The sequence below is a fragment of the Pseudoalteromonas sp. CO342X genome, from assembly GCF_004208915.1.
Taxonomy (GTDB): Bacteria; Pseudomonadota; Gammaproteobacteria; order Enterobacterales; family Alteromonadaceae; genus Pseudoalteromonas; species Pseudoalteromonas maricaloris.
The window spans coordinates 144303-157161 of sequence record NZ_SGPH01000036.1; the positions used below are offsets into that span (position 1 = coordinate 144303).

Below are 12859 nucleotides of genomic sequence, written 5' to 3' on the forward strand. Positions count from 1 at the left end.
TTTAGCGCGTTCTCGGATGTGACATTTGTAAGAATCTGTTACACCTTTAGAACAACTTTTTATAACTATCGAAAAACAGCGAAAATTATAAAGTAATTTCAAACAATGAAGCACCAAAACCTTTGATTTATAAAGATCTTTATAAGTGCGATTTTTGTGAGTTATATAACAATTTTTTCGGCTTTTTGTCACATTTATCACCCTAAATCTGCTTAGTGACATGATGAAGCTCAAGCACTAGAACGATACAGCCTACCAATACGATAGAGAACAACAGATAGATCCCAAGCAGCGGACTCAAAATGCCAAACATACTCGCTACAACTAAAGACAAGAAAACAGCAATAACCACCGCGACTAACACGAGAGAAGCCCGACTCCAACACTGCTCAATAAGAACATCGCGTACCTTAGCACCGACTAAACGCTTGATATAGAAGACTGGCGTACTCAATATGGCGGCGAAAGCGCCGCTCAATAACACAACTAACATTAGATTAAGCCTATACCTCACACGCCTCAATAGCTTATGCCATAATGTCATGCTTATCCCTTCACTAATTCAGATGGGTTGATTAATGCATTGAGTGGCCTGCGCAGTATTTGCTGTAGTGAAAAGTACAAACACGAACTCGACACCAACACTATCCCCACAGCCGCAATCGAAAACTCTGCCACATTAAATGTTTGCTGAAAGTATGGCGACAATAATAAACACCCTGTCAGGGAGATCATTAACGCAATACCTATGTGCTTAAAGTGGGTAGTAAGATCCTCTCGAGTGAGATCGCTGTGTTTGGCACCCAGCACCATTTTCGTGCCGTAATAAGAAACCTTAAGTGATTGGCTATAACGAAAGACACCAAACAGGCCAATAATCACGAGCAACAACGCCAATGCAAAGATAAATAGTGCTCCATAGGTGACCAAGGTATCGGTCAACAGGTATTGCTCACGCTGCGCAGTAAGTGATTTAAAACTAAAGATTTTCAATGCTGGATGAACTTGCGTAAGCAGCGCTGCAAAATGGGATTTAGTAACCGGCTGCTTAGTCTTAATTAACGCCGTATTACTTCCTTGTACTGCTCGATACACATGGGGCAGTGCGGGTTCGCCTGGCACGGCTAAATCAGCAACGACACCAATAATTTCAAATGCCGCGTCTTCGTCGGCAATGTTAAAGCTAAGGCGCTTGCCTAGCGCCTTTTCCTCTCCACCTAGCTGCTCAGCAAAGGTTTTATTGATAATTAACTGCTGCTCACCGCGGCGCACCGCTTCACTATCGAAAAACTGACCTTGTAGTAACGGCAAAGAAAAAAACTCAAGATAACCACTATCCACAACTCGGCCAACCGGATGCACGCGTTCAAGCGTCTCGACTTCTTGCAATGACCAAGTGCCAACACCTTGCCCGATGGGTGAACGGCTTCGACTCACCGCGATTACTTCTGCGGTATTCCCTAGGGCTTCACTGGCTTGACGCATTACCTCTGTGTATTCGTCTCTCGACATTGTGTCAGGAGCATAAAACGTGACTTCGTATTTATTCTTGAGATCTACCGCATAAGCATTTTTGAGATGAGATATGGCAGCAACACCGACATTAAAGCAGAAGAAGGTCAAGATAATAGAAATACTTAACTGACTCACCGCCATGATCCGTTGTACTCGCGCACTCACAACAACGGCATTCCCCTTACCGCTTTGTTTTAGCATGTGTGTTAAGTGACGAAAGCGTATTGCTGACATTCCAGCTAACAACAATAACCAGCTCGTCAATAAAGCGACCAATCCCAGTGCAAGCACACTTTGCCAGGTTAACGAAATCAGCTGCGCTTGCGGCAACAGCCCTACTAGTTCTTGCTGTAACCACTGGCAGATAACATAAGACGCGCCAATTGCAACCACGAGTGATACTAAGCAAAGTGCTAGCAGCGGTAACCACTGCATCAGCGCAATATCTCTTATTTTTGCTCCCACCACCGCTTGAATTGCCAGCCGGCGCTGGATCTGACTGAGTCTTGCAAGGTATAAATTACTGATATTTAAGAGCGCGATACCAAGTAAACCAAGCGATACCACAAACATTCCAAATAACAACAAGGGAGACTTACCGAGCATAATTGATTTCAACGGCATCGCGCGAATGCCAATATGCCACTTCGCAAAATACTCACTGTCGCTCACTTTGCTGCGCCAAAGTGTGTTCATTTCGTTGGAAAGCGAGAGGCTGACTTGTTCATGCTCCACCCCTGTAGCCAGTTTACCCACCATCAAGTTAAGCGCATAACGGTTCCACCAGTAAGGTTTAGCTTCCTCTGAAGTTAGGTTGTATTGCCAAGGTAGCCATACCGCAGTGTTGTGCGTGAGCTTTTTTAAGTCAGGTTCATAAAACCGCTCTGCCGCCACCCCGACAATCGTAAACTCTCGCTCATCCAGACGCAGCGTTTTATTTAAGATATTAGGATCGCCATTGAAGTGGTTTTGCCAAGCTTGAAAGCTCAGCACAGCCACAGGGCTGCTCTCATCGACAGGTTCGGTAATAACCCGCCCCATCGCAAGCGGCATATCAAAAATACTAAACCACTCGGGCGAGACATAAGCCGATTCAACTTGAGGCGCACCAGCATCTGAGGTAAGCAATTGCTCCGCATAATGCACCATCGCCAGTTGCTCCATTGCGGCAGGTTTATGCTCGTATAAATGCATCAATGATGGGTAGTTAAAGGCTTCGCTGCTCTCGTTGCCATTTTCATCAAACATCGGGTATTCAAGCTTCACAATACGTTCTGAATCCGGGTATGGTAGAGGTGAAAAATACAGGCTATGTAACATCCCCATTGCGACCAGCATCACTACGAATACACAGCTCAGCGTAGTCACCACACTAACATGATAAATATTTGCACGGCCTAAGTTGAACACTTGCATGGTGCCCTCTCTATGCTCGTTGACTAACAGGTTGAGCAGAAGCAACGGTGCCTAACAGCTCACCATCGAACAATTTCACCTGCCTTGGAGCCATATCGGCATAACGTGGATCGTGCGTCACCATACAAACTGTGGTGCCTTGCTGATGCAATTCAGCGATTAATTGCATCACCTGATCGCCACTTTTCGAATCTAAGTTACCTGTCGGTTCATCCACCAGTAGAATGCTTGGTTCGGTCACCAAAGCACGAGCAATCGCGACACGCTGCTGCTGCCCGCCTGATAGCTGATTTGGCTTGTGTTGAACACGATGCGACAGTCCAACCTTTTGTAAACAAGACTCGACTCGCTGCTTTACTTCAACCTTACTCAGCTTTTCAGAGCGATACTTTAGCGGTAAAGCAACGTTATCGAATACCGAAATTTCATCAATGAGATTAAAAGCCTGAAAGACAAACCCAATATGCTCATTGCGAAGCTCAGCGGCTTGATCAAGCGTCAGCGTTGTCACATCATGAGCACCAATCGTATAACTACCACTTGTCGCTTGGTCAATTAAACCAATGATGGATAGCAAAGTAGATTTACCGCATCCTGATGGGCCAGAGATCGAAATAAAATCGCCTTTTGCTATTTCCAGTGAAATATTTCTCAGTGCGTGTGTTTGCAGCTCTTCGGTTTCGAACACTTTATTAATATTTTTAAGCACTATCATTTTGATATTCCTACTCTAATAAGATTGTCTCATCTAGACTGGCAAGATAGGCTAGATCAGAAATGATTAATCGTCTCCCGGCTTCAACGCCAGAATCTATAACAATATATTTCCCAGTTGAAGCACCAAAAGTGATTTCTATCGGCTTTGCGGTGTCATCACTAGTCAGTGCAAATAAGGTCTGCGTTTGATTATCTTTGGCATTGGCGGGGCGTTGTACATAAGTGGCATTGGCAAGATGCTTAATGGCGACGCTGGCAGAAATGCTCAGCTGCGCTCGCGCCTGCTTCGGTAAGGCATTTGGTAAACTCACCTCTACTTCCACGCTATTGTTTGTCACCACCGGGTCAACTCGGATCACTTTGCCTTTTACTTTATTGGCTTGCATGTTCACCATCACATCTTGCCCAGTTTCAACCCAGCGCACTTGGGATTGTGGCACAGACAATACCGCCACCAACGACTGGTTAGAGCCAATTAATGCTAACTCGTCACCAACATTGACTCGTTGCCCAAGCGCCAGAGGCATTCGCTCAATAACCCCTGAGGTACTAGCTCTAATCTCTAGTTGCTGTTGTTTTTCTAGCAAGTTATTGAGTTCTTGCTCGCGAATATTAATTTCTTCATTGGCAAGGGTAAGCGCCGAACCATGCAGTGCTTGCAGCTGTTTAGCTTGCTGTTCTAGCATGGTAATTTCATGTTGTAAGGTACTCAAACTAGTTTCAGTTTGGGCAAAATTAAGCGCGGAAATAATGCCTTGTTGTGCAAGGTTTTGCTCAGCACGATGACGCAACACTAAGGTTTTTAACTCCCCCCGCTTTTGCATCAGCTGTTTTTGTTCGTTTAACTGCTCCCTTTGCTGAGAGAGTAGCAGCTGCTCTTTTATTGCCCACGACTGACGCAAAGCTTGTTTGGCTTGCTGAACTTGCAACACCAGATCAGGACTCATGAGCTCAGCAATCACATCACCTTTACGAATAATTGCGCCCGCTTTGTGATGGATCACTTTAACAATGGCCGCACTTTGCGCGTTTAACAAAAACTGCTCAGCACTACGTAACTCTCCAAAGCTATCTACTGACAACGTAAGCGGACCTTGTTTCACCTCCGCGACCAGTATTTCAGCGCGCATCACACTAGAATGAGGCGCCCATTGTTGCCACAGCAAATAGACAACTATCACCGACATTAAACAGATAACAACGATGTAATGTGTGGTTTTTTTTGGCTTGGCCGGTTTGACTAAATCCATTTCCCCTCCTAACTGAATAAGCGCTAAGAGCGAGAACTATGCCAAATTGAAATAACATTACATTTCAGCATGTTAAAAATCACGTAACTGAAAAAGTCAGCTGATATTCCGAAATCGGAGCATTCACTCCGGGATCGGAGATTAAAGGCAGTAGATGCAGTTTATCTTTTGTGGGGCTCTAAATAAGTACACAACAAGTCAAAAACACAAGGTATCAACGACTCTGCGTACTATGGTAACGAATACAGCCTAAACGAGGTGATGAACGACCTGACTGCCGCTATTTTCGTTGCTGATACGAGTGCAACGACACTGAGCCAAAACCTGAAAATAGAGTACGTTTCTCGCTTAATTAATGTTGCAGGATTGAGCAAAGCGAGCAAATACGACAATTTGGCAAAAGCCACTGCACTATTCCAACTGCAGAGTATTTTGGATAAGAGCACAGCTTGGGGTGCCGATCAGGCAACTAAGGCACATAAAGCGTATATTGACCGTATGATCACAAAAGCGCTTGAAGCGTAACTCAAAAATTTTTGTATTGCGCAAGTGAAGTTAGCGAAAACGTTATGGGCTAGCAATTTGCTAGCCCATGTTTTATCTGTTTATATCACTAAGCTAAAGCAGGTTTAGAGCGATAGTACTGAATACAACCTAATTGCGCCGCATTAGTCAGTAAAATCATCACAAACATCAATACATGAGCCACGCTAACATGACCTAAGCTCAGTTCAGCAGCCAATCCAATTCCTCCAGCTAAAAACTGCAGTGAAAAATACCTAGCGCTTAAGTTAGAGACATCACCGCTTTTTATCGTTTTATAGGTTTGTGGCATAACTCGAATTGAGCTCATCACTAGCCCTAAGTAAGTTAACGCATTTAACAACGCCGCTGCTTCGATGTCCTTTGCCAATAAAAGCCCAAATGGCAACGTCGACAAACCAAGCAAAAGTGCTAATTGATTACGCTGTTTCGAGCTTGCGTTGTACCGAATAAAATAATATAAAATAAGTGCACTTAAAGAGCCTGTAATAACAAAAGGTAGCACCATAAAAAAACGTTCAAAGAAAACGTTGTAGGCAATAAAGTAAGAGCTTTGTGCAACACCAAAACTCATCATTAACAGTGATACACCTGACACACTGCGATTTTTACGGATCTTCCTAATCAAAGGAACAAAGCTTAAAACCAAAACGAAGGAAGAAACGATCGGTAAATATTCGCTCAATGCCAACTCCAAATGTCTAAATTGTTGCTAAGTTAAAGTGCTGTAAAACCTTTAAAAACACATTGTAAATTTATGATTTTTAAGGTTTTATTTTTGAAGGCGCGCATTTTAAGAGCTAAGTTTTAAAATACAACTGGACGCCGAACATCCAACTTTGAATAGATGGCAAGGCTGGAATACAGGTGTATATAAATAAATACAAGGAATTACTATGAAGTGGCTACTCATTATACTTACTAGCATTGGCTTGAGCGGATGCAATTCCACTCACACCACTACAGCTGACACGAAACAGAAGGTAGACGTAACTTCTTTATTCAACCACTCTCTTTTTACGCTGAAACCAGTGCAAACTGAAGCTGAAATTTTCGCTTTACCTGAATCCGAACAGCAAGCTGCAATCTCCTTTTTTGGCAAATATGCAGATGCCAACATGAGAGATGACCAAGTATTAGGAAGATTCCTAGACGCAAAATTGGATAACTTTTCTTACGATGGGGAAACGCTTACTGCGACTGAAGCAACGCTCAACAGAGCTGGCAATTGCATTTCTCTTGCCGTATTAACACAAGCGTACGCCAATGTATTAGGGATCAAAACAAGTTATGCTAAAGTTGACAGCTATCCAATGTTTCGGAAGCACGAAAAGTTTATCATCACCTCAAGCCATTTTAAAACCAAGTTATTCGCAAATAGGGCGACAGAAGGTGGTGAGAATGAACAACAAACTTTGATTAAAGGTACTGTCGTTGATTACTTCCCAGATCAAGATAGTGTGTTTTCTGGAAACGCACAGTATGAAGATTTAGTCGCAAAGTTTTATACTAACTTAGCCGTTTCTGCTCTGCTGGAAGCTGATTATGACCTAAGTTACTCTTTATTGTCTGCTGCGCTCAAATACGCCCCAAGAGACGCTGAAGCTATCAATACTGCCGCGCTGTTACATAAGCATGTTGGTGATATAAATAGTGCGAAGCAAATCTATGGTTATGCCTTCAACAATCATCTCACCAGCACCAACTTGTTATTGAATTACCTTAACTATGTTCCCAAAGATCAAACCGTGCTCAAGAATATGATTCAGACGGAGCTTGATCGAAGCCCTGCATCCCCTTTCGATACCCTCTCGTTAGCTTCCAGCTACATTGAACAACAACGCTATAAAAAAGCCAAAAAACTTATTGAGCCTTTATTGCTGAATTATCATTACTTGCCGGAAGTTTATGTCGAGCTTGGAAAAATTGCTTATTTAGAGCAAAGATACCAAACCGCATCTGAATATTTTGAGCAAGCTGTCAATAAGTCTAGAGAGCAGTATAAAAAGGACCTATACATCGCCAAGCAAAAAATGTTGAACCATTTATTGGTTCGTAATGAGGATATAAAATAAGGAATGACATAAGTTAAGTAAAACTTATGTTAAAATAATATATATATAACTTTACAAAATACATTATTGTTTCTATTTTGGTGTGTGGATGTTCAAAAAACATACCACCACTAGTCGTGCTCTACAGTGCACCCAAGGCTTGGTTCGGTATTGAACGACGCCCAACTTTTTATCTCAAGTTGGATAACCACACACTCAAAAGGAATAACAATGAAACGACACATTCTTGTCACAGCATTAGGTTTAGCATCTGGTATCGCGATGGCACAAGCGCCATTAACGGAAGCTCAGATGATGGAATATACCAGCAAAGCTAGTAAAGCAATGATTGGTAAAAAGTATGAACTCAACCTTCCGCTTATTACTCAAAGCAGCGCTACAAGTACTTCAACGTCTACACAGACCATTGTGCAAACGGTTTCACACCCAGATGCAAGCTACATCAAACTACACTTTAAAAACCTAAATCTTGCAAACGGCGGTAAACTCGTTGTTCGCTCGGAAGATAGTGGCGAGCGCTATGAATACACCCAAGGAAGCCTCAGCGCAGCAACAATTGATCCAAACCTCGGCGATGACGGCGTTAAACAGTTTTCTGCTATGTCAGTCTCTGCTGATAAAGTCATCATTGAATATACCTCAGGCCAAGATAATGCGGGCAAAACACCCGAGATCGACTTTTACTATCATGGTACTGAAGGGCAAGCAACTGTTGAGGGCATGACCGATGTGACGCCCATGTCAACTTGTGGTGCAATGGAACGTAAAGACGTGCAGTGCTGGGCGCAATCGCATCCGGTAGAGTTCGAGCGTTCACGTCCAGTCGCCAGACTGCTTATGAACGGCAGTCGTTTATGTACGGGTTGGCGTGTTGGTGCAGATAACCGCATGTTTACCAATAATCACTGTGTGGGATCAGCATCAGAGCTGGCAAATACTGAGGTATGGTTTAATTATCAAAGCACAAGCTGTAACGGCAGTCAGCGCGAGACTGTGGTTAAGATCACAGGTAAAGACTTCCTCAAAACAGATTATACGCTAGATTATACGTTGTTTACCGTCAATGATTTCGCTAAGGCTCAGCCATTTGGTTACTTCGGCTTAGATGTGCGTAATCCATCGCAGGGCGAGCGTATTTACATTCCTCAACATGGTTCAGGTAACCCCAAAGAGCTGTCTATTGAGTCTGATCAAGACACCAATGGACTGTGCTCTGTTAACCAAGCAACAGCGAATGGTCGAGGTACCGGCACAGATATAGGCTATTACTGCGACACTATTGGTGGCTCATCAGGTTCACCCGTACTTGCAGCCTCAACCAATAATGTTGTTGCGCTACACCACTTAGGTGGCTGTACCAATAAGGGCGCTAAAATTAGCTTAATTTGGCCTCAGGTTTCTACTCACTTTGGTGGCCAAATTCCTGTTGGTGATAATGGCACTACCGATCCATTGCCTGTTGCGTTATTTACTTACAGCTGTAATGACCTAAGCTGCAGCTTCGATGGTTCAGGATCTAGCTCACCAAACGGTTCTATTACACAGCATAGTTGGCAGTTTGGTGACGGCGCATCCGCCTCAGGCGCGCAAACTTCACATAGCTTCACAAACTCTGGCAGCTATACCGTAGAACTCACCGTGACAGATAGTAATGGCGACACCGCGTCAACAACACAACAAGTTGCCGTAACGCTACCGGGTGAAGAGCAAAAGCTTATCAAGGGAGTTGCAAAAACGGGGCTTGCTGGTGCTAGCGGCAGTGAAACTTTCTTCTATTACGATGCGCCAGCTGGAGCAAATACAGTGACATTTAACACTAGCGGTGGCACTGGTGATGCTGATATGTATGTACTAAAAGGCACAGAGCCCACAACCAGTAATTGGACTTGTCGTCCTTATCGCTCTGGCAATACTGAATCTTGCAGCCTCAATGAAGGGGCTGGGCGTTATTGGGTGATGATCCGCGGATATAATGCATACTCAGATTTGCAAATCGTAGCAGATCACAACTAGCCTAAACTTCGAATAAACAAACTGAATGATTTGCGGGGGCTCGCCCCCGCTTTTTTGATAGCAATCTTCAGCGATTACCTACAACTCATACCAAACACTAAACCAAACACGGTTTTCATTGGTCATGTTACGCCCCTCTATACGACCCACTCCAGCACTAAACTGTAGATCGGTTAATCCTGCAGGAGCAAAATCAGCGGCCTTATCTAATATCACTCGAGACAAAGGCATGTGCATCTTAATACCGTAATTTTGCCCAATTACTTCTCCATCTAACTGATGCTGCTTATAAAATAACTTAGGTTTACCCTGCTGCCATGAAGTTGCAAATTCATAGCCTAAATAGCGGCTTCCCGTAGCAAATAGATGCGGTAACATAGGTTCGCTGACAGCGTGTAAACTGTTACTAATACTAGTGCTGGTAAGCGCTCCACCACCCACAGATAGAGGCAATTCGCTGCTGTAGCGGCTATCGACCGATGCATAGAATGGAATTTGCCATGCTTTAGCGAACAGATTCACCTGATAATCAAAACCATCTAATTCACCTAACCACTGAGCTGCAGAGACTTGCAGTGCTACACCATGCTGCTGAGTATCCCACATTGCACGACCGTTAAAGCTGTAGCGCCCGCCGTTCCACGTCTTTTCACTATGTTGCACACGAATAACACCCAATTCAGGAGCGAGGTAATTCAATGCTTCACCAAAACGATAGCTAGATGACAAGGCAAATTGCTTAAAGCTGCTCTCATTCGAGGTATTTACTTGTAGTGAGTGAGACTGCTTATCCGCTTCTAGCTCTTGATATCCAGCATCAAACGTCGTTTTCCAGTTTTCATGACGATATTCAAGTTGGGCAAATGCGCCCATCAACGCGCCATTATTGATACTTTTCTCAGCTCCAAGCTGCCAAGCAAGTTGGCGCAGCACATCCTGCCCTTTTAGTGACACGCCCAAACTATCAAAGGAGGCGCTATTTAATGCGCCAGATAAGGCGATAGAATAAGACTGCTCGAACACAGAATAATCAGAACTGGGCAGCGCAGTTTGATCTATCTTAGCCGCAGGTAATTGATGGGGATGCAGCTCTTTTTGTTCCGCCTCATCCACTTGCTCCAACACGCTCACGGTGCGCCAAGCCGGAGAAACTATTTTGTTAACCTTGACCCCTTCAGGGGTCGCATAGCTCACCAGTAACTGCTGTGAATGGGTAATAATTTGCTCAAGCGGTTTAGCACTTGCAGGTAAGGTCTCAAGTACTTTACTCTCCACATCATAACGCATCACTGCTAAGTGGCCTGCGACTCCAGAAATAAAGTACAACTTGTCATCATCATGAGACCAAGTTAACCCCGAAAGGTATTGATGTGACTTGGGCAAATAGACGATTTCGGTTGCATCATGGCTAAGATCTTTAACGACAAGTTGCCAGCGTTTGTTAGGAGTAACATGCACATAGGCTAATGTCGTCTTTTTATTAGAAAGCACAGGAAAGTCATGGACATCACCAAGCTTACTTGTGGTGATTGGCGTTTGCTTGCCTGAGTCCAACTCCATGATCACTAGCTGTGAGTAACCCAAACGGGACACCTCCGCAATAACGGTATTGGCATCAATAATACTAAAGCGGCGAATACCCGCACCTTCGGTTAGTTGTTTAGGCTTTCCAGTACCAACTTTCCAGACAAATAAATCATTAATAAAGCTATCGTCTGCAGTCGGCGTTTTTGCAACGAAGTAAATATGGCTGTCATTCAGCCATTGGGGGTAATAGATACCAGCAAAATTATGAGCATTAAGCTGCGCGAGTCGTTTCTTTGGAAAGACTTCAGGTGCGATATCCACAATATCTTTAGGATCGGCATTTAATATCGCTTCATTGCGCTTATTAAATTGCTCAATGGCTTCTACATTTTCTTTGCTTTCGTAGATATTGAGTGTGACTTGGCGTTTACGATTTTGCTCTACCACCAAAAACTGACTGCCATCTGGAGAGAACGCGATATCTCGAGCAGCATACGCAAACTGCTGCCAAAGTTCACTCTGTGTCGGGATCAAGGCTTTCTCTTGCTGCATGGCCTGATAGCTATATTCAACAATAAAGCGACGATATAACTGGCTGGCTGGCGCTCCAAAAGCCCCACTAAATGCGGTTTCAAAACTGCGAGATTCCACCGCCTGCACTCTTGTCCACACGGCATCTAACGTCTGTGCGCCATAATTATCCTCAAGCCATGCTAGAAAACGTACGCCGACTAAGTACGCCATGGAATTGGAAAGGTAAGACTTGTCGCCATCATCTAAAGCGCTATAGGTCGGTAATGCGCCTTGCTGCGCGTAATAACGCACAATGCTCTCACTATAGTTATCGTACAAACGTCCTCGCCCCGTTAATCTAGACTCCAGCAAGGTCGCATAGCCTTCGCTGACCCAACGCGGTAATACCGCATCGAGTAAGTCGGTAATATCGTGCCAATCTCTGAGATGTTGTCGCCATTGATTACGGCTAGGCTGTGATAGATGAACGAGATGAATATATTCGTGCAAAATGAGCAACTGCTGCCAACTGGTGTTATTTGCGATGACGGAATCAGCTTGAGGTGGCGTTGCTTGCAATGCCATCATTGGTTTATCAGTGCTGGGTAATGCAAAGCCATTGGCCGCATTTTCTGGATCGTAAATAATCACATCAGCACGTTCACTCAATGCTCTGCCTTGTTGTGCCAGTACTTTATCTCGTACCACCTCCAGCTCATTTGCTGCAGAATACGCCCATTGCTGAAGCGACTGGGGATAATGCACATTGAAGTTTTCGGTTTTGATGGTTTGCCACTTAGCCTGTAAACCAAAGCTAGTAAATGCAACAAAAATTATCAGTAGCGCTCGCATTACCTTTCCTAAATAAGTCCAGTTGCGCTAGCTTAACAAGAGATATAAAGAAAAAGTGTGCTTTTTAGTAACAATTTCTTGCGCACGCTACACCTTAAAACGTCTATTTTGAGGCAAGCAACATGTTAGTTGCTCTAAATGCGCGTAATTTTTCAGTGTTTTTGTGGCTGTGCGAGGGTGATAAACAGGCTAAGTACCCCTAGAGACACAGCAAACACAAAAAATACCACGGTTGAACTCAACCCAGCCTGCCATTTTGCCGCAGCGATTAAACCCGCGCTCAATAACACCGCCAACTTTGCCTTGGTATGTGCATGTGGGTTGAATGATTTGGAGTAGCTATACGCCATAAAGATAAAGCCGCTGGCCAACAGATAAGTGACTAACATGGTAGCTCCTTGCCAAGGTTTTGAAGGAACTTTAATTATATGCTAATGA

General features: G+C 44.0%; 9 protein-coding genes and 1 pseudogene. 3 read left to right on the top strand and 7 right to left on the bottom strand.

Annotation, left to right across the window (positions count from 1 at the left end):
• Positions 1–202 precede the first annotated feature (202 nt).
• From EXT47_RS17360 to EXT47_RS17375, 4 genes are read right to left on the bottom strand one after another with little or no spacing between them, the layout of a single operon-like run.
• Positions 203–493 carry a hypothetical protein gene (locus EXT47_RS17360; protein WP_240701626.1) on the bottom strand — a complete coding sequence of 97 codons (291 nt, stop codon included), beginning with the start codon at positions 491–493 and terminating at the stop codon, positions 203–205.
• A 53-nt stretch (positions 494–546) separates the two neighbouring features.
• The gene (locus tag EXT47_RS17365) at positions 547–2931 is read right to left on the bottom strand and encodes an ABC transporter permease (RefSeq protein ID WP_130127166.1); all 2385 of its coding nucleotides are present in this window, start codon (positions 2929–2931) and stop codon (positions 547–549) included.
• Between the two features lie 10 nt (positions 2932–2941).
• Positions 2942–3646 carry an ABC transporter ATP-binding protein gene (locus tag EXT47_RS17370; protein ID WP_099029957.1) on the bottom strand — a complete coding sequence of 235 codons (705 nt, stop codon included), beginning with the start codon at positions 3644–3646 and terminating at the stop codon, positions 2942–2944.
• 10 nt (positions 3647–3656) lie between these two features.
• Complete coding sequence (locus EXT47_RS17375) at positions 3657–4898, bottom strand: efflux RND transporter periplasmic adaptor subunit (RefSeq protein ID WP_130127167.1); 1242 nt, start codon at positions 4896–4898, stop codon at positions 3657–3659.
• Between the two features lie 213 nt (positions 4899–5111).
• Here EXT47_RS17375 and EXT47_RS17380 point away from each other — a divergent pair.
• Positions 5112–5423 (top strand): annotated as a pseudogene (locus tag EXT47_RS17380) (hypothetical protein); the annotation flags it as partial.
• Between the two features lie 88 nt (positions 5424–5511).
• Here EXT47_RS17380 and EXT47_RS17385 read toward each other — a convergent pair.
• Positions 5512–6126, bottom strand: a complete 615-nt coding sequence (locus EXT47_RS17385; protein ID WP_026001012.1) for a PQ-loop repeat-containing protein — start codon at positions 6124–6126, stop codon at positions 5512–5514.
• A 211-nt stretch (positions 6127–6337) separates the two neighbouring features.
• Here EXT47_RS17385 and EXT47_RS17390 point away from each other — a divergent pair, with 211 nt between their 5' ends.
• Together EXT47_RS17390 and EXT47_RS17395 are read left to right on the top strand one after the other, a co-directional pair.
• Positions 6338–7516 carry a lipopolysaccharide assembly protein LapB gene (locus tag EXT47_RS17390; protein ID WP_130127168.1) on the top strand — a complete coding sequence of 393 codons (1179 nt, stop codon included), beginning with the start codon at positions 6338–6340 and terminating at the stop codon, positions 7514–7516.
• Positions 7517–7726: 210 nt separating this feature from the next.
• Positions 7727–9529 (top strand): PKD domain-containing protein, encoded by a 1803-nt coding sequence (locus EXT47_RS17395; protein ID WP_130127169.1) that lies wholly within the window; start codon positions 7727–7729, stop codon positions 9527–9529.
• Between the two features lie 78 nt (positions 9530–9607).
• Here the strand turns inward: EXT47_RS17395 and EXT47_RS17400 are convergent, their stop codons facing one another.
• Both EXT47_RS17400 and EXT47_RS17405 read right to left on the bottom strand, forming a co-directional pair.
• A complete protein-coding gene (locus EXT47_RS17400) occupies positions 9608–12421 on the bottom strand; it encodes a hypothetical protein (protein ID WP_130127170.1) in 2814 nt (937 codons plus the stop codon).
• 152 nt (positions 12422–12573) lie between these two features.
• Positions 12574–12810, bottom strand: coding sequence for a hypothetical protein (locus EXT47_RS17405; protein ID WP_010376548.1), 237 nt, complete (start codon positions 12808–12810; stop codon positions 12574–12576).
• Positions 12811–12859 lie beyond the last annotated feature (49 nt).